Source organism: Parafrankia soli (genome assembly GCF_001854695.1).
GTDB lineage: Bacteria > Actinomycetota > Actinomycetes > Frankiales > Frankiaceae > Parafrankia > Parafrankia soli.
In genome coordinates this window covers 41307-62959 of sequence record NZ_MAXA01000213.1, presented here as the reverse complement: position 1 = coordinate 62959, position 21653 = coordinate 41307, and the positions used below count along the sequence as shown (strand labels likewise).

At 73.5% G+C, this 21653-nt stretch carries 16 protein-coding genes and 1 pseudogene; 14 read left to right on the top strand and 3 right to left on the bottom strand.

What is annotated here, in order from left to right; all coding sequences use genetic code 11:
• The first annotated feature begins 287 nt into the window (after nucleotides 1-287).
• The 14 genes from BBK14_RS16625 to cobN all read left to right on the top strand — a co-directional run bounded on the left by BBK14_RS16625 (nucleotide 288) and on the right by cobN (nucleotide 18724).
• Complete coding sequence (locus BBK14_RS16625) at nucleotides 288-1454, top strand: ABC transporter permease (protein WP_071063549.1); 1167 nt, start codon at nucleotides 288-290, stop codon at nucleotides 1452-1454.
• A gap of 10 nt (nucleotides 1455-1464) precedes the next feature.
• Nucleotides 1465-2823: a Pup--protein ligase gene (gene pafA, locus BBK14_RS16620; RefSeq protein ID WP_071063547.1), complete on the top strand. Its 1359-nt coding sequence runs from the start codon at nucleotides 1465-1467 to the stop codon at nucleotides 2821-2823.
• Between the two features lie 160 nt (nucleotides 2824-2983).
• A complete protein-coding gene (locus BBK14_RS16615) occupies nucleotides 2984-3616 on the top strand; it encodes an FKBP-type peptidyl-prolyl cis-trans isomerase (RefSeq protein WP_071063545.1) in 633 nt (210 codons plus the stop codon).
• 169 nt (nucleotides 3617-3785) lie between these two features.
• On the top strand, nucleotides 3786-4922 hold the full coding sequence (locus BBK14_RS16610; RefSeq protein WP_241831574.1) for a helix-turn-helix transcriptional regulator: 1137 nt from the start codon (nucleotides 3786-3788) through the stop codon (nucleotides 4920-4922).
• The gene (locus BBK14_RS16605; RefSeq protein ID WP_071063861.1) at nucleotides 4919-5884 is read left to right on the top strand and encodes a helix-turn-helix transcriptional regulator; all 966 of its coding nucleotides are present in this window, start codon (nucleotides 4919-4921) and stop codon (nucleotides 5882-5884) included. Before BBK14_RS16610 ends, BBK14_RS16605 begins: the two co-directional genes overlap by 4 nt.
• Nucleotides 5881-6105: a hypothetical protein gene (locus tag BBK14_RS16600; protein WP_071063543.1), complete on the top strand. Its 225-nt coding sequence runs from the start codon at nucleotides 5881-5883 to the stop codon at nucleotides 6103-6105. Before BBK14_RS16605 ends, BBK14_RS16600 begins: the two co-directional genes overlap by 4 nt.
• A gap of 223 nt (nucleotides 6106-6328) precedes the next feature.
• Nucleotides 6329-6616 carry a Sec-independent protein translocase subunit TatA gene (gene tatA, locus BBK14_RS16595; protein ID WP_071063541.1) on the top strand — a complete coding sequence of 96 codons (288 nt, stop codon included), beginning with the start codon at nucleotides 6329-6331 and terminating at the stop codon, nucleotides 6614-6616.
• A gap of 294 nt (nucleotides 6617-6910) precedes the next feature.
• Nucleotides 6911-7927: a twin-arginine translocase subunit TatC gene (gene tatC / locus BBK14_RS16590; protein ID WP_071063539.1), complete on the top strand. Its 1017-nt coding sequence runs from the start codon at nucleotides 6911-6913 to the stop codon at nucleotides 7925-7927.
• Nucleotides 7928-7978: 51 nt separating this feature from the next.
• A complete protein-coding gene (locus BBK14_RS16585) occupies nucleotides 7979-10972 on the top strand; it encodes a DEAD/DEAH box helicase (protein WP_071063859.1) in 2994 nt (997 codons plus the stop codon).
• Between the two features lie 238 nt (nucleotides 10973-11210).
• Nucleotides 11211-11453, top strand: a complete 243-nt coding sequence (locus tag BBK14_RS16580; RefSeq protein WP_071063537.1) for a CbtB domain-containing protein — start codon at nucleotides 11211-11213, stop codon at nucleotides 11451-11453.
• A gap of 49 nt (nucleotides 11454-11502) precedes the next feature.
• On the top strand, nucleotides 11503-12303 hold the full coding sequence (locus BBK14_RS16575) for a CbtA family protein (protein WP_071063535.1): 801 nt from the start codon (nucleotides 11503-11505) through the stop codon (nucleotides 12301-12303).
• A complete protein-coding gene (locus BBK14_RS16570) occupies nucleotides 12300-13298 on the top strand; it encodes a cobalamin biosynthesis protein (protein ID WP_083391010.1) in 999 nt (332 codons plus the stop codon). The genes BBK14_RS16575 and BBK14_RS16570 overlap by 4 nt, the downstream gene beginning before the upstream one ends.
• On the top strand, nucleotides 13295-14848 hold the full coding sequence (locus tag BBK14_RS16565) for a cobyric acid synthase (RefSeq protein WP_071063855.1): 1554 nt from the start codon (nucleotides 13295-13297) through the stop codon (nucleotides 14846-14848). The genes BBK14_RS16570 and BBK14_RS16565 overlap by 4 nt, the downstream gene beginning before the upstream one ends.
• Nucleotides 14849-18724, top strand: a complete 3876-nt coding sequence (gene cobN, locus BBK14_RS16560; RefSeq protein WP_198541319.1) for a cobaltochelatase subunit CobN — start codon at nucleotides 14849-14851, stop codon at nucleotides 18722-18724.
• A gap of 286 nt (nucleotides 18725-19010) precedes the next feature.
• Here cobN and BBK14_RS35435 read toward each other — a convergent pair.
• From BBK14_RS35435 to BBK14_RS16540, 3 genes and pseudogenes are all read right to left on the bottom strand, one after another.
• Nucleotides 19011-19568: pseudogene (locus tag BBK14_RS35435) on the bottom strand (DUF222 domain-containing protein); the annotation flags it as partial.
• A gap of 73 nt (nucleotides 19569-19641) precedes the next feature.
• Complete coding sequence (locus BBK14_RS16545) at nucleotides 19642-19965, bottom strand: 4a-hydroxytetrahydrobiopterin dehydratase (protein WP_071063530.1); 324 nt, start codon at nucleotides 19963-19965, stop codon at nucleotides 19642-19644.
• 14 nt (nucleotides 19966-19979) lie between these two features.
• Complete coding sequence (locus tag BBK14_RS16540) at nucleotides 19980-21311, bottom strand: helix-turn-helix domain-containing protein (RefSeq protein ID WP_241831572.1); 1332 nt, start codon at nucleotides 21309-21311, stop codon at nucleotides 19980-19982.
• Nucleotides 21312-21653 lie beyond the last annotated feature (342 nt).

Below are 21653 nucleotides of genomic sequence, written 5' to 3'. Positions count from 1 at the left end.
CCATCACCATCCGGGCCGAGCGCTCACGAGTCGGGTCACCTCCGGGTACCCGCGTGCCCGGGTACCCGCGTGCCCGGGTACCCGCGTGCCCGGGTACCCGCGTGCCCGGGTACCCGCGTGCCCGGGTACCCGCGTGCCCGGGTACCGGGGGCGGTGGGTGGTCTGGGTCGGACACGCCGCCTGCGGCCCGCCACCGCGCCGTCGCACCGTGATCTGAGCGACGCTGCACGTCGCTCACCTTCGGTGTCTGAATGGCGACGGATCCCAGTGATCGTAGTGGAGGGCCGATGGATCTGACGGCGGAAGACGGGCGCTGGCACCGCCTCCGAGCCGCGGCGGGCCGCGCCACCGGACCTGTGCGCCGCACGGCCGGACCTGTGCGCCGCACGGCGGTGACGGTCTTCGGGATGTCCGTCCTGCTCGGCCTCGTCGTCTGTCTCTACGGCTCCACGGTCACCTCGGTGCGTCCCCGTGGGCTTCCCGTGGTCGTCGCCGGCCAGCCGCAGGGCGCGAAGGCCCTCACGGAGGCGGTCGAACGGATGTCGCCGGGCGCCCTGCGCATCGGTGTCGTCCCGGACGCCGCCGCCGCCGACCGGGTGCTGCGCGACCGGAAGGCTTACGCCGCGTTCGTCATCACCGACGACGGGCTCGCGCTGCGCCTCGCGTCCGCGGCGAGCCCCGCCGTGGCCGAGGCGCTGGTCCGCGGAATGTCGGTGACGTTTCCCGATCTGCGGATCCCCGTCGTCGACGTCGTCCCCAACGCCTCCGCCGATCATCAGGGTGGCGGGGTGTCCGCCGGCTACCTGCCGCTGGTGCTGATCGCGGCGGCGGCGGGCGTGCTGCTGGCGCGCGCCGCCCGGACGAGGCAGGCCCGTCTCGGTGGCCTCGTCGGCTTCATGGTGGCCGCCGGGGTGGCCGGCACCCTGGCCCTCGGTGGGGGTCTCGACGTGCTGCCCGACACGTTCGGGAGCAGCGTGGTCGTCCTGGCGATGGTCGCCGGGGCCGTGGTGGCACCCGTCCTCGGGCTGGGCGCGGTGGCCGGGGGGCGCGGGCTCGTCGCGGCTGTCGGCGTGACCGTGCTCGGCGCGGCCCTCTCCGGCGCGTCGTCGGCGCCGGAGATGCTGCCGACGCCGTGGGGCGGCCTGGGTCAGCTGCTGCCGCCCGGAGCGGGGGTGACCCTGCTGCGGTCCACCCTGTACTTCGATGGCGCCGGTGGCGGGCGTGGGGCGGCCGTCCTGGCGATCTGGGCGGTCGCCGGGATCGTCCTGATCCTGCTCGGCCGGGAGCGCGCGGGCGGCGCCGGGACGATCGCGGCCGGGACGTCGGTTCCGAGCGAAGCCACCGCCGCGCCGGCGGCGGCCGCGGTCGCCGCCGGGCTGGTCGTGCGCCCCCGGGAGGCCACAGCTGAGACCAGCCCGAGCGTCTCCCCACGCGAAGGCGGGTTCCGAGCATAGGGTCGGTCTCGTGGATCGCCGCATCTTCGGGCTGGAGAACGAGTACGGCGTCACCTGCGTGTTCCGCGGGCAGCGAAGGCTGTCGCCGGACGAGGTGGCCCGTTACCTGTTCCGACGCGTCGTGTCCTGGGGCCGTAGCAGCAACGTGTTCCTCAAGAACGGCGCCCGGCTCTACCTGGACGTCGGCAGCCACCCGGAGTACGCCACCCCCGAGTGCGACTCCGTGCCCGATCTGGTGACGCACGACAAGGCGGGCGAACGGATCCTCGAGGGCCTGCTCGTCGAGGCGGAGCGCCGGCTGCGCGAAGAGGGCATCGCCGGGGACATCCACCTGTTCAAGAACAACACCGACTCGGCGGGGAACAGCTACGGCTGCCACGAGAACTACCTCGTGGGGCGGCACGGCGAGTTCAGCCGCCTGGCGGACGTGCTGGTCCCGTTCCTGGTCAGCCGGCAGATCCTGTGCGGCGCGGGCAAGGTCCTGCAGACCCCGCGCGGGGCGGTGTACTGCATCTCCCAGCGCGCCGAGCACATCTGGGAGTCGGTGTCGTCGGCGACGACCCGCTCGCGTCCGATCATCAACACCCGCGACGAGCCGCACGCGGACGCCGAGCGCTTCCGTCGGCTGCACGTCATCGTCGGTGACTCGAACATGAGCGAGACGACGATGCTGCTCAAGCTGGGCTCCACCGACCTGGTGCTCCGCATGATCGAGGCGGGGGTCGTCCTGCGCGACATGTCGCTGGAGAACCCGATCCGGGCGATCCGCGAGGTGTCCCACGACATGACCTGCCAGCGTCGGATCAAGCTGGCGAACGGCCGTGAGGTGAGCGCGCTGGACATCCAGCGCGAGTACTACTCGAAGGCGGTCGAGTTCGTCGAGYGGCGCGGCGGGGACGCCGTGGCGAAGCGGGTGCTCGACCTGTGGGGCCGCACCCTGCTCGCGATCGAGACCGAGGACCTGGAGCTGGTCGCCCGGGAGATCGACTGGGTCACCAAGTTCGTCCTCATCGACCGCTTCCGGCTCAAGCACGGGCTGTCGCTGGCGTCGCCGCGGGTGGCCGAGCTCGACCTGAAGTACCACGACATCCACCGTGACCGCGGGCTCTACTACCGGATGGAGCGGGCCGGTCTGGTCGAGCGGGTCACCCGCGACCTCGACATCTTCGAGGCGAAGTCGGTGCCGCCGCAGACCACCCGGGCCCGGCTGCGCGGGGAGTTCATCAAGCGGGCGCAGGAGAAGCGGCGCGACTTCACCGTCGACTGGGTGCACCTCAAGCTCAACGACCAGGCCCAGCGCACGGTGCTGTGCAAGGACCCGTTCCGGTCGGTGGACGACCGCGTCGACAAGCTGATCGCGAGCATGTAGGCCGCGCCGGCCCGGCCGGCCGGTGTCGTGCCGAAGCGCGGAGGCTTGTCCTCTACAGTCTGACTCCACAGGTTCAGGCAGCTCGAGCGCGTGGCGCCGGCCGGCGGCCCCGCGTGCCGCGGCGGCGGTGCCGCGCAGTATCCAGAGGATCTTTGCTTCCGTGATCTCTTCGCTTCGTGGTGTCATCGCCCGCCGCCGTCACCGGCTGGCCGCCCTCGCCCTCCCCGCCGTCCTGCTGGTGCCGCTCGCCGCGTGCAGCTCGTCGGACACGCCCGACGGGACGGCCGCCGCGCCGGTCCCGTCCGCCGCGCAGGACGCCGGTGCACGGGCGGGCGGCCCGCCGGCCGTCGAGAACGCCGTGGACCTCACCCAGAAGCCCGTAGCCGCGGCGGGCAGGGGCCTGGCCCCGACCGACCTGGTCACCCAGGATCTGGTGACCGGTGAGGGCGCGGCGGCCAGCGCGACGAGCACCGTCCAGATCCAGTACGTCGGCACCATCTGGAAGACCGGCAAGGAGTTCGACTCGAGCTGGGAGCGGGGCGCCCCGGACACCTTCTCCCTGCTCCGGACGGTCCCCGGCTTCGGTCAGGGCATCGACGGGATGAAGGCGGGCGGCCGCCGGCTGATCGTGATCCCGCCGGAGCTCGGCTACGGGCCGATGGGCGGCCAGCCGCCGATAATCATGGCTGATGACTCGCTGGTGTTCATCGTCGACCTGCTCGAGGTCGTGCCGGCCGGCGCCGAAGAGGGCACGTCGCAGGGCACGGCCGATCCGGGGGCCGGGTCTCTCTGACGCGTCGCGTCGCCGCCCCGGCCGGGTAGGTCCTGGCCGGGGCCACGACGGTCCTCACCGCCCCGCGGCGGCGGCGGGGCGGTTACCACGTTGACGTCGAGTGCGGCTAGCCTCATCCGATGTGTCCCGCCGACGGCTGGAGCGCCTGCTCAACCTGACGATGTGCCTGATGGCGACATCGCGGTTCCTCACCGTGTCCCAGATCGGGGAGATGGTGGAGGGGTACGACCCGGGGGAGTCGGAGGAGGCGCAGGAGGCCTACCGGCGCATGTTCGAGCGTGACAAGCAGTACCTGCGCGAGCTCGGTATCCCGGTCGAGACCGGCCAGGATTCAGCGTTCAGCGACGAGCTCGGCTACCGCATCCGCCGCGGCGACTACGCACTCGGGGAGATCTCCCTCGACCCGGACGAGTTCGCGGCGCTCGCGCTGGCCGCCTCGCTGTGGTCGAGCGCGACCCTCGCCGCCCCGGCCGCGAGCGCGCTGCGCAAACTGGCAGCCGCCGGTGCCCCGGTGCGCCCCGCCGGGCTGGGCGGGGCCGATCTCCTGGCGGGACCCTCCTCGGCGCTTGGGCCCGGCGGGTTCGAGGGCTTCGAGCCGCGGGTCGACACGGCCGAGCCGGCCTTCGAGGCGGCGCTCGCCGCCGTCCAGGCCGGCCGGGTGGTGCGCTTCCCCTACCGCCGTCCCGGGCAGACCGAGGACACCGAGCGGCACGTGCAGCCGTGGGGGGTGCTGTCCTGGCGGGGCCGCTGGTACCTGGTCGGGCACGACCTGCGGCGGGCCGCGCCACGGGTGTTCCGGCTCTCCAGGGTGACCGGCGGAGTGCGTGYGGTCGGCCCGCCCGGCGCGTTCACGGTCCCCCCCGATGTGGACCTGCGGGCGATGATCTCCTCGACGGAGCCGCCCGAGCACACCCGCAGCGCGTTGCTGCGGGTCCGGCGCGGGTGCGGGCACGCGCTGCGCCGCCGGGCCCGCCCGGCGGAGGCGCCGGGTCCTGACCTGCCCATGAGTCCGGTGCCGGACACCGACCTGCTGAACGTCGACTTCTCCGACGTGGAGCGGTTCGCCCACTGGATCGTCGGCTACGGGCCTGACGTGACCGTCCTCGGTCCCGCGGACCTGCGCGCCGAGGTCATCCGCCGGCTGCGGGCCACCCTGGAAGCCACGGCGCCCGAACGCGGCACCCGGCTCGCCGGAGCCACGTCCACCGACGGTGCTCCCGGTAGCGACGGTGCTCCCGGTAGCGATGTGCCGGGCGGCGAGCACGGCGGGCGGGCCGGATGGCTGGCGAGGACCGGGCCGCGGTGAGCGGCTCCACCGACCGTTTCAGCAGGCTGCTGGCCCTTGTGCCCTGGCTGCGGGCTCATCCCGGCGTGTCACTCGAGGCCGCGGCCGCGGAGTTCGACGTCACGGTGCGCCAGCTGCGCGACGACCTCGACCTGCTGTTCGTCTGCGGGCTGCCCGGCGGCGCGCCCGGCGACCTCATCGACGTCAGCTACTCCGGCGACCAGGTCACCGTCGTTGACCCCCAGACGCTCGACCGCCCGCTGCGGCTGTCGGCGGACGAGGCCACCGCGCTGCTCGTCGCCGCCCGGGCGCTCACCGACGTCCCCGGCCTGGTCGGGCGCGAGGCGCTCGACCAGGCACTGCGCAAGGTCGAGGACGCCGTCGGCAACGAGCCGGCCGGGCATGTGCGCGTCGCGCTCGACACCCACGACGAGGTGCTCGCCATCCTGCAGGGGGCGATCAGGGACCGCCGGCGCGTCCGGTTGCGTTACCTGGTGTGGTCGCGGGACGAGATGACGGTGCGCGACGTCGACCCGATGCGGGTGCTCGTCCGGGACGGGCACTGGTACCTCGAGGGATGGTGCCACCGGGCGTCGGCGGTGCGGCTGTTCCGGCTCGACCGCATTGACGGTCGCGGTGGGGCCGTCGTCCTGGACGTCGTCGCGCAGCCGCCGCCGACCGCGACGCCGCGCGACACCGCGGACGGCGTGTACCGGCCGGGGCCGGACGACATCCCGGTGCGCCTCGACCTGGAGCCGCAGGCCCGCTGGGTCGTCGACTACTACCCCGTCTCCGACGTGTGTGAGCTGCCCGACGGGGGAGTGTCGGTGCTGCTGCGGGTCTCCGAGCCGTCGTGGCTGAACCGGCTGGTCCTGGGCCTGGGTGCGCAGGTGCGGCGGGTCGAGCCGGCCTCGGTGGCCGCGCGGGTCCACGAGCTGGCCGATCGTGCCCTCGCCGCCTACGCCGAGGAGCCCATAGGGTGACCGGTGTGCTGCTGCTGTTCGCTCACCTCGTGCTCACCGTCGGTTCGCTCGGCGTGCTCGTGCTGTGCGCGCTGCGCCTGTGGGGCAAGGTCCGCGCGACGAAGAACGCCGCGATGGACCTCAAGGACCACGCGGCCGAGCTGGCCACGAAGGCCGCGGAGCTGGCGGGGCGGCTGGAGTCGACCGAGGTCTCCAGCCGGCTCGCGAGCCGGGCCGGCTGACCTGCTGACCTGCTGACCTRCTGCGCGGTGGGGGCGCCTTCGGGCCGGACGTGAACCGGACGACAGTCACCATCCGATGTGGTGAGATAGCCGATCATCTCCACGTTGCGTACACGTCACCTGTGGGATACCCGGTTACGGTCTATCCCCTCCTAGGCTGACCGACGTAGCATCGATCGCGCACCGGTCTCCCGACCGGACCGGCAATCGGAGGACGCCTGCCATGCCAAACCTGGGCACGACCGAGATCATCATCATCGCGCTGGTTGTTCTGGTGCTCTTCGGCTCGAAGAAACTGCCAGACGCGGCGCGTTCCTTCGGCCGGTCGCTGCGCATCTTCAAGGCGGAGACGAAGGGCCTGCGCGACGACGACACGAGCGCCGCTCCGGCCGCCCCGGCTCCGGCCGCGCAGCCCGTCGCCCCGCTTCCGATCGAGAGCCGCCCGGCCGCTCCGGCCGCGACCAGCCCGTCGGTCAACGGCGTGGCGCCGGTCGACGCCGAGCGCCGCTGACCGTCCCAACACGGCCCGGGCAGTTGCCCCAGGCCGGCTGACCTGCGGCGGATCGTTCTCCACCGCGGGTCGACAGGCCTTCCGCGGGCGGGTCACGTCCGTCGCTGACGGCGGTCAGGTGCTCGGGCGCGGCGCGCGCCCGACCGCTGTCGGGGTCGGCTGCGTTCCCGTCCCGAGTACCCGGCGGGGGCACGGCCATGATTGTGGGCCGTTCGCCCACCGCCTGTATTCGTCGTCCCGTCAAGTCGATCGTCCCGATCGAGTGCCGTCCACATCGAGCAGGAGCCTCAGCCCGTGCCACGGTTGCCCAACCCGCGCAGGCTCGCCACGTCTGTGCACCATCGGCGCACACGCACGGTCGAGGACAGTCGGATGCCCCTCACCGAGCACCTGCGCGAGCTGCGGAACCGGCTGGCCAAGGCGCTGATCGCCTTCGCCGTCGCCACGATCGTCTGCTTCATCGTCGAGCCGGATATTTTCCAGTGGCTGATCGATCCGTACTGCGCCCTACCCGCGGACAAGCGCGGTGACTTCAGCGGCGGCGACGGTTCGTGCCGGCTCTACTTCTTCGGCATTCTCGACGCCTTCACGATCCGGCTGAAGATTTCGATGATCTCCGGGGCGGTGTTCTCGGCACCGGTCTGGCTCTACCAGCTCTGGTCCTTCATCACCCCCGGCCTGCACCGCCACGAGCGCCGGTGGTCGCTGACGTTCGTCTGCTCGTCGCTGGTGCTCTTCGCCGCCGGTGGCTTCTTCGCCTACGTCACGCTCGAGACCGGTCTGAACTTCCTGCTCGGCTTCGGCGGCGACGGCCTCGTCAGCATCCTCGACGGCAGCAAGTACCTCAGCTACGTCATCGCGATGCTGCTCGTGTTCGGGCTGTCGTTCGAGGTGCCGCTGCTGGTCACGATGCTGAACCTCGCCGGTCTCGTCACCACGGCGAAGCTGCGGTCCTGGCGGCGGGCCGAGATCTTCCTCGTGTTCGTGTTCGCGGCGGTGGTGACGCCCAGCCAGGACCCGTTCACCATGCTCGCGCTGGGCCTGCCGATGGTCATCCTCTACGAGGTGGCGCTGATCATCGGTTGGCTCAACGACCGGCGCAAGGCCCGCCGGGGGGACACGTCCCCCTACGCCGGCCTGGGTGACGACGAGACCTCCTCCCTCGACTTCGACGAGTCCGCGGGCGAGCGGGTCCCCCCGGCCCCGGCGCCGCGTACCGCCGACCCGCGGGCCACCGCGCAGGGCGACGCGGTCGCGGCCGGAGCCTCCGGCGCCGCGACGGCCGACGGCTCCCACGGCGACATCACCTGACCGGCACAACCCGGGTCCTGCGCTGCTCCCGGGCAGCGTAGGGTGAGCTTCGTGTCCTCCGCGCCCGGAGCCGTCGAGGAGTTCGCGGCCCGGTACCCGTTCGGGCTCGACCCGTTCCAGTCCGAGGCGGTCGCGGCGCTCGCGCAGGGCGAGGGTGTCCTCGTCGCCGCCCCGACGGGTGCCGGCAAGACCGTCGTGGGTGAGTTCGCCGCCCACCTGGCGCTCGCGACCGGCACACGCTGCTTCTACACCACCCCGATCAAAGCCCTGTCCAACCAGAAGTACGCCGACCTGGTCGCCCGGTACGGCGCGGCCTCGATCGGCCTGCTGACCGGCGACACCTCGCGCAACGGGGACGCTCCGGTGGTCGTGATGACCACCGAGGTCCTGCGCAACATGCTCTACACCGAGGCCGCGGGCAGTGCCCGGCTGGACTCCCTCGGCTACGTCGTGATGGACGAGGTCCACTACCTCGCCGATCGCCAGCGCGGAGCCGTCTGGGAAGAGGTGATCATTCACCTGCCCCAGCACGTGCGGCTCGTCTCGCTGTCGGCGACGGTCAGCAACGCGGAGGAGTTCGCCGAGTGGCTGGTCACCGTCCGCGGGCACACCCGGGTGATCGTCAGTGAGCACCGCCCGGTGCCGCTGTTCCAGCACCTCCTCGCGGACCGGACGCTGCACGACCTGTTCGTCGACCAGCCGTCCGGGCTGGATCCGGGCGTTCCGGCGTTCTCGCGTCGCGGCCCGGGGCCGAACGGGCGGGGCGCCGCCCCAGGGTCCGTCGGGGGCGCCACCCCGGGCAGTCGGCCCGCCGCCCGTGCCGCTGAAGCCCGTGCCGCTGATATCGCCGGTGCCGGTGCGGCGGCCGGGGGGCGCGCGGTCAACCCGGACCTGCTCCGGCTCGCCCGGGAGGAGTCCCGCGCGGTGTACGAGCGCGGCCGCGGGCCCCGGTCGTCGCGGCCGGGCCGGCCCGGCGCCGGGAACGGGGCCGGGAACGGGCGGCGCCGCTCCGGGCCGCCGAACCGGCCCGACGTCATCGTCCGGCTGGACCGTGCCGGCCTGCTGCCCGCGATCCTGTTCGTCTTCAGCCGGGTCGGCTGCGACGCCGCGGTGACGTCCTGCATCCAGGCGGGTCTGCGGCTGACGTCCCCCGACGAGCAGCGCGAGATCCGGGAGCACGTGCGGGCCCGCACGGCCGGGGTGCCCCAGGCCGACCTCGCCGTCCTGGGCTACTGGCAGTGGCTCGAAGGGCTGGAGCGGGGTATCGCCGCGCACCACGCGGGCATGCTCCCCACCTTCAAGGAGGTGGTGGAGGAGCTGTTCGTGCGTGGGCTCGTCCGCGCGGTGTTCGCCACCGAGACCCTGGCGCTCGGGATCAACATGCCCGCGCGCACCGTCGTCCTGGAACGGCTCACCAAGTTCAACGGCCAGACCCGTGCGGACATCACGCCCGGCGAGTACACGCAGCTCACCGGGCGGGCCGGGCGGCGCGGGATCGACGTCGAGGGCCACGCCGTCGTGCTGTGGCAGCCCGGGCTGGACCCGCTCGCCCTCGCCGGCCTGGCCTCGACCCGGACCTATCCGCTGAAGTCGTCGTTCCGACCGTCCTACAACATGGCGGTCAACCTCGTCGGCCGCCTCGGCGCCGAGCGTGCGCGCACCGTCCTGGAGTCGTCGTTCGCCCAGTTCCAGGCGGACAAGGCCGTCGTCGGCATCGCCCGCGCGGTGCGCCGCAACCAGACGGCGATCGAGGAGCTGACCGCCGCCCTCGAATGCGACCGCGGCTCGGTCACCGAGTACGACGGGCTGCGCCGCCAGATCCGGGAGCGCGAGGCCGATCTGTCCCGCGCGGGGACGGTGCGCCGCCAGTCCGAGGTCGCCGCGGCGCTGGCGAAGCTGCGCAGCGGTGACGTGGTGCGCGTGCCGGCCGGGCGGCGCGGCGGGCTTGCCGTGGTGCTCGACGCCGGTGTCGACGAGGGCTCGGCGGAAGGGCCGCGCCCCGTCGTCCTCACCGAGGACCGCCAGGTCCGGCGCCTGTCCATGATTGATTTTCCGGTGGCCGTCGAGCCGCTGGCCCGGGTCCGTATCCCGAAGTCGTTCAACCCCCGCTCGCCGCAGGCGCGCCGCGACCTGGCCTCGTCGCTGCGCAACATCCGGCTGCCGGAGGAGCCCGGCCGCCGCGAGCGGGCGCGTTCGCTGGCCGCGGACGACGCCGAGCTGGCCCGGCTGCGCCGCGCGATGCGGGCCCATCCCGTCCACGACTGCCCGGAGCGGGAGGCGCACCTGCGCTCGGCGGAACGCATCGACCGCCTGCGCCGCGAGACAGCCGGGCTCGAGCGCAAGGTCGAGGGGCGGACGAACACGGTGGCCCGGACCTTCGACCGGGTCCGCGACACGCTCGCCGAGCTCGGTTACCTGGCCGTCGGCGGAGACTCCGTCACCGACGCGGGCGCGATGCTGGCGCGCATCTACACCGAGCAGGATCTGCAGGTCGCGGAATGCCTGCGCACGGGAGTGTGGGAGGGTCTGACCCCACCCGCGCTTGCCGCCGCGGTCTCGACGCTGGTCTTCGAGCCACGCGGTGACGACGTCGCCGCGCCGACGATCCCCGGTGGGGGCGCGCTGCGCGACGCGCTCGCGGACATGGCGGGTGTCTACACCCGGCTGGGCGCCGCGGAGGACCATCACCGGCTCGGGTTCCTGCGTCCGCCCGACCTCGGCTTCGTGGCGGCCGCGCACGGCTGGGCCTGCGGGCGCGGGCTGGAGAAGGTCCTCGAGGACGCCGGCGCGGACCTGACGGCCGGGGACTTCGTCCGCTGGATGCGCCAGCTCATCGACCTGCTGGACCAGATCGCGCAGGTCGCCCCGGTCTACGCGGCGAAGACGGCCGCCAGGCCGTCCCCGGACGGGCACACCCCGGACTCGGACGGAAACACCCCGCAGGCGCACCCCGGCACCGACGGGATCCTCGGCGTCGGCCGGGCCGCCCGGGCGGCGATAGACGCGATCCGCCGCGGCGTGGTCGCCTACTCGATGTCCGTGTGAGACCGGCACGACCTGCCGGGCGATGGGCGGGGATGTGACAGGCGAAACTCGCTGTTGACGGTTCCTTAAGGAACCTCGTAGCCTGTCGAAGCTAGTCGTGATGTTGACAGGAAGCCGGTGAGATACCGGCACGGCCGCGCCACTGTGACCGCTGGAGCATTCCGTTTCCAGTCCGGAAGTCAGACCCGTTTCATCACGAATCCACCAGCCGGACGCGTGATCCCTGGGAGGTCTTCGCATGCCCGACTCCGCTTCTTCTTCGCCCGCCGCCACGCCGCTCGCCGGCGGTACCGCTCGTCCCCTGCCGTTGCCTCTTCCGCTGCGCGACATCGTCCCGTGGGCGGTGCTCGCCGGCGCGCTGATGCTGCTGGGCATCTACTTCGTCGGTTCCGAGGAGGGGGCGTTCTCCCTCATCGGCGGAACCTGGATGCACGAGTTCGTGCACGACGGCCGGCACCTGCTGGGCTTCCCCTGCCACTGACCGCCTGTCCCGGAGGATTCTCTCCGGCCTACGGCGGAGGCCGTTCCACATGATGCGCAGGCTGCTTGTCTTTGGCATGCTCGCAGGTTTCTTCGCCGGTCTGCTGGCTTTCGGGTTCGCGTCGATCACCGGCGAGCCCCAGGTGGACGCCTCGATCGCCATCGAGGAGGCGTCGGCGCCCCCGCCGGCTCCCGGTGAGCACGCCGAGGAGGAGGTCGTCTCCCGGAGCACCCAGAAGGGTCTGGGTCTCGCGGTCGCGACCGGGGTGTACGGCATCGCGATCGGTGGGCTGTTCGCGATCGCGTGCGCGGTCGCCTACGGCCGCATCGGCACCGGCGGGATGCGGCCCACCGCCGCGGTGGTCGCGGTGACCGGCTTCGTCGCGGTGGCCGTGGTGCCGTTCCTGAAGTACCCGGCGAACCCACCGGCGGTCGGCAACCCGGACACGATCGACCGCCGGACCGGCCTCTACGTCGTCATGGTCCTGGTGGCGGTGCTCGCCGCGCTGATCGCGGCCCAGGTCGGGCGCCTGGTGTCGGCCCGTCTCGGCACCTGGAACGCCGCTCTCGCGGCGGCGGCGGTGTTCGCCGTGCTGGTGACCATGGCCGCGGTCGTCATGCCGGTGATCAACGAGGTGCCGGCGTCCTTCCCGGCCGAGCTGCTGTGGCGGTTCCGGCTGGCCTCGCTGGGCACCCAGGCGGTGCTGTGGGCGACGCTCGGACTGGTGTTCGGGCCCCTCGCCCACCGGGTGCTGAGCCCGGCGCCGGCGCCGGCGCGCCAGGCCGGCACCCTCGCCCGCGCGGACGAGACCCGCGCCTCCAGCCAGGCCACGGCGCCGTCGGCCGGGTGAGCCGCGCCCGCATGGTGGGGCTCGTCCTCGGCGCGGCCCTCGACACGGTGCTCGCCGACCCTGCCCGCGGCCATCCCGTGGCCGGTTTCGGGCGGGTCGCCGGCGGCCTCGAGCGGGCCGTCCACCGTGACAGCCGGCTGGTCGGCGCGGCGTACGCCACGGTCCTCGTCGCCGGCACGGGCGCCGCGGCCGCCGGCGCGGAACGGGCGCTGGCCGGTCGGCGCCCGGGACGGTGGGCGGCGCTGGCCCGCGCGGGCCTGACCGCCGCCACGACCTGGACGGTGCTCGGCGGCACCTCGCTGCGGCGCCAGGGCCGGGCCCTCGGCGGCGAGCTGGAACGCCGCGACCTGCGCGCGGCCCGGACGCGGCTGCCGTCGCTGTGCGGGCGGGACCCGTCGGCCCTCGACGCCGGCGGGCTCGCGCGTGCCGGGGTGGAGTCGGTGGCGGAGAACACCTCGGACGCCGTCGTCGCCCCGCTGCTGTGGGGGGCCGTCGCCGGGCTGCCCGGGCTGGTGGCCTACCGCGCGGCGAACACCCTCGACGCGATGGTCGGCTATCGCGACGCCCGGCACGGCCGGTTCGGCTGGGCCGCGGCCCGGACCGACGACGCGGCGAACCTGCTGCCGGCCCGGATGTGCGCGCTGCTCACCTGCGCCTGCGCCCCGGTCGTCGGCGGTTCCCCGGCGGAGGCGTTCCGGGTGATGCGCCGCGACGGCCGATCGCATCCGAGCCCGAACGCGGGCGTGGTCGAGGCCGCGTTCGCCGGTGCGCTCGGCCTGCGTCTCGGTGGTGAGCTGCGGTACCCGCACGGGGTCGAGCACCGTCCCGAGCTGGGGTCCGGGCGTCCGGCCGAAGCCGGCGACCTGGCGGCGGCGGCCCGTCTTTCCGGCGCGGTCAGCGCGGCCTCGGTCGTGGTGTGCGCCGGCGCGGTCGCCGCCCTCGACACGTTGCGGGCGCGCCGGGCGTGCTCCCGCGGCCCGCGGGAGGCGGGATGACTCGCCCGGCCGCGGGCGGGGCACTGCTGGTGGCGGGAACCGCCTCGGACGCGGGCAAGAGCGTCCTGACCGCCGGCCTGTGCCGCTGGCTGGCCCGCGAAGGGGTGCGCGTCGCACCGTTCAAGGCCCAGAACATGGCGCTGAACTCGGTGGTCACCGCCGACGGCGCCGAGATCGGGCGGGCGCAGGCGATGCAGGCCGCCGCGGCCGGGGTGGAGCCCGAAGCCGCCATGAACCCGGTGCTGCTCAAACCGGGATCGGACCGGCACAGCCAGCTTGTCGTGCTCGGCCGTCCCGTCGCCGAGGTCGACGCGCTCGGGTACCGGCCGCACAAGGAGCGCCTGCTGGGCATCGTCCTGGACTGTCTCGCCGACCTGCGCGGCCGCTTCGACGCGGTGATCTGCGAGGGCGCCGGGTCACCGGCCGAGATCAACCTGCGCGCGACCGACATCGCCAACATGGGCCTGGCCCGGGCGGCGAACCTGCCCGTCCTCGTGGTCGGCGACATCGACCGGGGTGGCGTGTTCGCCGCGCTGTTCGGCACGCTCGCCCTGCTCGACCGGGCCGACCAGGCCCACATCGCCGGCTGGGTGATCAACCGGTTCCGGGGCGACGCGCGGCTGCTCGAACCCGGGCTGCGCCAGCTCGAGGGCCTCACCGGACGTCCCGTCCTCGGCGTGCTGCCGTGGCTGCCCGGCCTGTGGCTGGACGTCGAGGACTCCCTGGACCTGCGCTCCCACCCCGACCCCGACCCCGAGGCGGACGGGTCGGGCGCGGCCGACACCGGCCCGGACCGGCTGCGCGTCGCCGTCGTCCGCTTCCCCCGGCTGTCCAACATCACCGACCTGGACGCCCTGCGCGCCGAGCCGGGGGTCTCCGTGCGGCTCGCCACCACCCCCGACGAGATCGCCGACGTCGACCTGGTCGTGCTGCCCGGGACCCGTGCCACCGTCTCCGACCTGGCGTGGCTGCGCCGCAGCGGCCTGGCCGACGCCCTCGCCGCGCGCGCCGCCGCCGGCCTGCCGATCCTCGGCATCTGCGGCGGATACCAGATGCTCGGGGTGCGCATCGAGGACGAGATCGAGTCGGGTGCCGGCGAGGTGCCGGGGCTCGGCCTGCTGCCGCTGGTCACCCGCTTCGCCGCCGACAAGGTCCTCGGCCGCCGCCACGGCGTCAGCGCCGACGGGCATCCGGTGACCGGCTACGAGATCCGCCACGGCCGGCCCACGGTCGACGACGCCCTGCCCGGCACGGGCGGCTCCGCGGCGCCGTTCGCGGTGGACGGGGTGCGCCGCGGCGGCGTGTCCGGCACGAGCTGGCACGGCCTGCTGGAGAACGACGAGTTCCGGCGGGCGTTCCTCACCGGGGTGGCGGCGGCCGCCGGCCGTTCGTTCCACCCCGCCGTCACCTGCTTCGCCGACGTCCGGGCGCGCCGCCTGGACGCCCTCGGCGACCTGGTCGCCGACCATCTCGACATCGCCACGGTGCGCGCGCTGCTCGACCGCGGCGCGCCCGCCGGCCTGCCCTTCGTCCCCCCGGGAGCACCCTGAATGCCGAACACACCGCCGGGCGGCGTCCCGGCCGAGCCGGTGCCGGCCGCTGACCCGGTGCTGGCCCTGGTGTCCACCGCCGACACCGAGCTGCTCGCCGCGCGGGCCAGCGGCGTGCCCTGGCGGGTCGCCAACCCGGCCCGGCTCGACGCGGCGGAGGTGCCGGCGTTCCTCGCCGGGGCCGACGTGGTGGTGGTGCGCCTGCTCGGCGGTGAACGGGCCTGGGCCGAGGGCCTCGCCGCGACGGTGGCGAGCGGGCTGCCGGTCGTCGCCCTCGGCGGCGAATCGACACCGGACGCGGCGCTGATGGCACGCGGCACCGTTCCGGCCGGCGTCGCCACCGAGGCGCTGGCCTACCTGGCCGAGGGCGGCGTCGGGAACCTCGCCGAGCTCTACCGCTTCCTCTCCGACACGCTGCTGCTCACCGGGCTGGGGTTCGYCCCGCCGGTGGAGCTGCCCGCGCACGGGCCGCACGGCGACCGGGTGGCCAAGCCGGACCGCCCGACCGTCGGTGTCGTGTTCTACCGGGCGCACGCCACCTCCGGGAACACGGCGTTCGTCGACGCGCTGTGCGACGCGCTCGAGGGAGCCGGGGCCAACGCGCGTCCGGTGTTCTGCTCGACGCTGCGGGGCGCCGCGGCCGGCGGTGTGCTCGACGACCTGGCCGGCGTCGACGCGCTCGTGGTGACCGTGCTCGCCGCCGGCGGCACCCGGGCGTCGGACGCGTCCGCCGGCGGCGACGAGGACGCCTGGGACGTCGGCGCGCTCGCCACGCTCGACGTCCCGGTGGTGCAGGGGCTGTGCCTGACCTCGTCACGGGCCGTCTGGGTGGACAGCGACGCCGGTCTGTCGCCGATGGACGCGGCGATGCAGGTCGCCATCCCCGAGTTCGACGGCCGGATCATCACCGTCCCGTTCTCGTTCAAGGAGCAGGGGGCGGACGGCGTCCCGGTGTACGTGGCCGATCCGGAGCGCACCGCCCGGGTCGCCGGGATCGCGTCCCGGCTGGCCGGGCTGCGGCACACCCCGACCGCCGAGAAGAAGATTGCGATTGTGCTCTCGTCGTACCCGACGAAGCACTCGCGGGTCGGTAACGCCGTCGGGCTCGACACCCCGGCGTCGGCCGTGCTGCTGCTCGACGCGTTGCGCGCCGCCGGCTACGACCTCGGCGACGGCTACCCGGGCGAGGACCTCCGCTCCGCCGACGGCGGGCCGGGGGACGTCAGGCCGGACGCCGCGGCCGGGGACGCCCTGATCCACGCCCTGATCGCCGCCGGTGGGCACGACGTCGAGTGGCTGACCGAGGAGCAGCTCGCCGCGGCGCCGGCGCGGGTGCCGGCGTCCACCTACGAGGGATGGTTCGCCCGGCTGCCGGAGTCGCTGCGCGGCGCCATGGCCGAGCACTGGGGCCCACCGCCGGGCTCCCTCTACGTCGACGACGGCGGCCTCGACAACGGCGGCCTGGACGGGACCGGCGCCGGGCGCGGACCGGGCGGGCCGGCGGCGGAGCCGGCGATCGTGCTGGCCGCGCTGCGGTTCGGCAACGTCGTCGTGATGATCCAGCCGCCGCGGGGGTTCGGGGAGAACCCGGTGGCGATCTACCACGACCCGGACCTGCCACCGTCCCACCACTACCTGGCGGCCTACCGCTGGCTGGACGAGGTCTTCGGCGCGGACGCCGTCATCCACCTCGGCAAGCACGGGACGCTGGAGTGGCTGCCCGGCAAGGGCCTGGGGCTGTCCGCGGGGTGCGCGCCGGACGCCGTCCTCGGCGACCTGCCGTTCGTCTACCCGTTTCTGGTCAACGACCCGGGGGAGGGGACGCAGGCCAAGCGCCGCGCCCACGCCGTGATCGTCGATCATCTCGTACCGCCGATGGCCCGCGCCGACTCCTACGGCGACATGGCCAAGCTGGAGCAGCTCCTCGACGAGTACGCGACGCTCGCCGCGCTCGACCCGGCCAAGCTGCCCGCCGTACGCGCCCAGATCTGGACGCTGATCCAGTCCGCCCAGCTGCACCACGACCTCGGGCAGGCCGACCGTCCCAGCGACGCCGAGTTCGACGACTTCCTGCTGCACGTCGACGGCTACCTCTGCGAGGTCAAGGACACCCAGATCCGCGACGGCCTGCACATCCTCGGGATGGCCCCGGCGGGGGAGGCACGGACGAACCTGGTCACCGCCATCCTGCGCGCCAACCAGATGTGGGCGGGCAGGGCCGGGGCGGTACCCGGGCTGCGCGCGGCACTGGGCCACACCGAGGGCGACACCGAGGCCTCCCGGGCGCGGGTCGACGCGTTCGAGCAGACCGCCCGGTCGCTGGTCGCCGCGCTTGAGGACGCCGGATGGTCGCCGGCCGCCGTCAGCTCCGTGGTGGCCGGGCACCTGATCCCCGCCACCGACGTCGCCTCCCCGCCAGCGGAGGCGCTGGTCGGGGTGCCGGCCGGCGCGCGGGCCGAGGTCGAGCGGGTCCTCACGTTCGCCGCGACCGAGGTCGTCCCCCGCCTCGCCCGCACCCCGGACGAGATCGTCAACACCGTGCGGGCCCTCGACGGGCGGTTCGTCCCGCCCGGCCCGTCCGGCTCGCCGACCCGTGGGCTCGTCAACGTGCTGCCCACCGGGCGCAACTTCGCCTCCGTCGACCCGAAGGCCATCCCGTCCCGGCTCGCCTGGGAGACCGGCCGCGCGCTCGCCGACTCGCTGATCGAGCGCTACCTCGCCGACACCGGCGGCTACCCGGCCTCGGTCGGGCTGACCGTCTGGGGGACGTCGGCGATGCGCACCCAGGGCGACGACATCGCCGAGGTGCTCTGGCTGTTGGGCTGCCGTCCCACCTGGGACGACGCGTCCCGGCGCGTCACCGGCTTCGAGGTCGTCCCGGGCGCGGAGCTCGGGCGTCCGCGGGTGGACGTGGTGGTGCGGATCTCCGGATTCTTCCGGGACGCGTTCCCGCACGTCGTGGCCCTGCTCGACGACGCGGTGCGGGCGGTGGCGGTGCTCGACGAGCCCGACGACGTCAACGCGCTGGCCGCGCACGTCCGCGCCGACCTGGCGGCGCTCGGGGCCGTCCCGACGGTCGGCGGGCGCGGCGGCACCGCCGGCACGGCCGACCCGGCCGCGCTGCGCCGCGCGACGACGCGGATCTTCGGTTCGAAGCCGGGCGCGTACGGAGCCGGCCTGTTGCCGCTGATCGACTCCCGGCAGTGGCGCTCGGATGCCGACCTGGCCGAGGTGTACGCGGTCTGGGGCGGCTACGCCTACGGGCGCGGCCTGGACGGCGCCGAGGCCCGCGCCGACATGGAGACCGCGTTCCGCCGCATCCAGATCGCGGTGAAGAACCAGGACACCCGCGAGCACGACCTCGTCGACTCCGACGACTACTTCCAGTACCACGGTGGGATGGTGGCCGCCGTCCGCGCGCTCACCGGCACGTCGCCGGCCGCCTACGTCGGTGACAGCGCGCTGCCGGACGCCGTCCGCACCCGCACCCTGCAGGAGGAGACCCACCGGGTGTTCCGCGCCCGGGTGGTCAACCCGCGCTGGATCGCGGCGATGCGCCGTCACGGCTACAAGGGCGCGTTCGAGCTGGCCGCGACGGTCGACTACCTCTTCGGCTACGACGCGACCGCCGGTGTCGTGCAGGACTGGATGTACGAGTCGCTGGCCGCCTCCTACGTCTTCGACGCCGAGACCCGCGAGTTCCTGCGGACGTCCAACCCGTGGGCACTGCGCGGCATGACCGAGCGCCTGCTGGAGGCCGCGGAGCGTGGCCTGTGGGAGGCTCCTCAGGAAGCCACGCTGGCCGGCCTGCAGTCCACTTACCTTGAACTGGAAGGTGACCTGGAGGCCGCGGGCGACGGAGAGAGCGCCGGATAAGGCCCACCCGCGCGTGACCGCGGATGACGGGGACGGGGACGGGCGGGACGCATGGCCGAGCCGCTGACCGGCGAGGAGATCACGCACCGTCCGTCGTCTTCTTCGGGCCCACCGCCGCCGGCCGGCTTCCCAACGGCTGGCGCCGGATCGGGCCGGCCGGCGTGGTCCCGCAGCGTTGGCGGCCGCAATGGGGCGTGCGGGGCGGGGCCGTGCCGTCGCCGAGTTCGGTCGGCCCGCGGTGGCTGAGCGCACCGCCGACCTCTACGAGAAGGTCACGCGGCCTGATGTCGAGCAGGGTCGTCGCGTCGATGTGCACGGTGATCGTGTGGGCGGGTGAGGTCAGGCCGGGAGCTGGCTGTTGCAGGAATCCTTCGGCGAGTGCGACGAGTGCGTCGGCGTCGCGTCGGTGGTCCCGTGGTCAGGTGCAGCATGCCGTCGTCGTCCGTGCGCCAGGAGACCCGCCGGGCCGCCTGCGTCCTGGCACGGTCGTCCGGGTCGGTGGTGGTCTGCCGGAGGGTGCGGACGAGGCGTTCCAGCTCGCGGTGCAGTGCAGGGCGTGTTCGAGCCAGAGCAGCTCGGTGGTCGGGTCGGCGATCCGGGTGATCGCTCGGACCTTCGAGTAGGAGACCGCTCCGTCGGCGAACGCCGCCCGCACCGCGGGGAGCTGCTCGAGCGCGCGGGCCGTGGCCAGGTGCTCCCGGGCGGCCCGCAGCCCGATCCCGCAGCGCCAGGACAGCCAGTGCGCACACGAGCGCAGCCCGATCCCCGACCAGCCGCCCCGCCGCTCGAAGGCGGAGAGCAGGACCAGCCAGCAGTTTACGCGATCATGGCTGTATTCGTGGATGTATCGACCGAACTGCGGCGGACGAACCGTTCGTGCAGGTCGCGGGGCCCGTCCGCTGGTCGGTGCTCTCCGGCTATCCCGCCGCTTCGGCCTGGACGTACCGGGTCAGCACGTCTTCGATGCGGTCTACCAACAGGAAGTCGAGTTCGGTGATCCGCTGGCCGGCGGTGTAGGTGGTGAGGCTGAACGTCAGCTCTCCCCAGTGCAGTTCAACGTCTGGATGGTGCTCCAGTTCCTTCGCGGCCTTGGCCACAGCGCCGAGAGCCTCGATCGCGGCGAAGTACTCCACGGGGAACGTCTTGTGGATCTCCTCGCGGTCCTCGGCCTTCACCCATCCCTCCAACGCCGCCAGACGTCGGGTGACCTCGTCGGTCGGCAGCGGGTCCCGCAGTCCCATGCTCGTGGTCCTTCCTACAGCGTCGCCAGCAGGGCTTTGACCTCGCGGCCGGTCTCATGGTCATGCCACGGCGTGAGGTGGCGCCAAACTCCGTGCAGTTCCTGGCGTAGCCGCGCCGAACTCGTCTCCTGAGCGACGGCGACGGCCTGGGCCACGGCGTCGGCCGCCGCCTCCGGGTCCCCGGTCTGGGCGAGCGCGACGGCCTGCCGGGCCCGGTACACGCCCTTGTCTCGGCGAGCCGTGACCGGGAGGGCCGAGATGACCTGGTCCCACAGTGGCAGGGCTTCCCGGCCGAGGCCGAGCCGGTTGTAGCAGGTGGCCCGCTGGACTTCGATGTAGCCGGGGGTGCGCCGGCAGGCGTTGAACCACGGGTAGTCGTCATCGACTCGGGAGAGCAGGGCAGCGGCCTTGTCCAGGGCGTAGTCAGCCCCGCGCCGGTCACCGATGAGGGCGTAGCCGTGGGCGGTCTGCTGCATCGCCTGAACCCGGACCTTCGCGCACAGGCCGTCCTCGTCCGCCAGGGCGGCGCTGGTCAGGTCCAGGGTGCCGGGCCCGTCCTGCTGGTCGGTACAGATCATCGCCTTGTTGGTCAGGGCGTGCCGGACGAGTTGGGTGTCACCCACCCGGTGGGCGAGTTCGAGGGCCTGGTTCGCCCAGTGCGACGCGGTCGCCAGGTCTCCCGCGTCCTGGTAGAGCCAGGTGGTCAGACCCGCGTAGGCGACGCTCGTGCGCAGCAGCGCATGCCGCGCGGGCCCGCTGGCCACCCGCAGGAACTGCCGGATCAGTTCCTGCTGCACGAGCACCGACGGGATCACGGTGTGGGGGCCGAGTGCGGCGTCGGCGCGGTAGTAGCCGTCAAGCTGGGCGGCCAGGTGCTCGATGGCCTCGGGTGCGACCCGCTGATACGAGGCCAGGGGCATGACGTTGCCCCCGACCAGGAATCCCGCGCCGCTTCCCGCCAGGAACGTGCGCCGGTCGATGGCCACGATGACCACCTCCCCAATGTTTGCGATCACTCGGTATGGGTCGGCAACCGGGCCTGCGCCGCTTCCAGGCGAGAGGTCGAGGAGACCGGGAGCTGCCGGAGGGGCAGGAGAAGCGACGGGGGCAGGGGTGGAGGGCGTCTCGCTTCGGCGTGGCCGTGGCAGCTTGAACCACAGCAGGTCTTCCGGGATGCCCAGGGCCTCGGCCCAGCGGATGAGCTTGGTCAGGTCGGTTACCGGTTCGCCCGACTCGATGCGGCTCAGTCGTGTCTGGGTGATCCCCAACCACCCGGCCAGCGTCTCCTGCGACAGCGCGGTGGTGTGATGGGGATGGTTGCGGTAGGCCGCGAACACACGGCCCATATGCCGCTCATCGAGGGCGTCCCGGAGCTGGTCCGAAGCGTCCCAGAACCCGGCCGGTACTTCGGGTGCGCCGGTGCCCAGATCCCGTGCCCGGCGCTGACAGGGCCCGCACACGCCCCGAGCATTGTCCCTGGCGAGGCGTGTACCGCACCGACAGTAGTGAGAATCGCCTTCCTGGTCGCTCATCGTAGTAGCGCCCTTTCGTGGCCTCCTAAGYCCGGATCTTGCCCGCGCAGTCTACCCAGGACCGCGGATCGCCCATACCTCCAGCGCATAGCGACTATGCGCGCCACGTCTAGTGATCATCGGTCGTTGAATCCACGATCATTCCCAGGCCTCGGA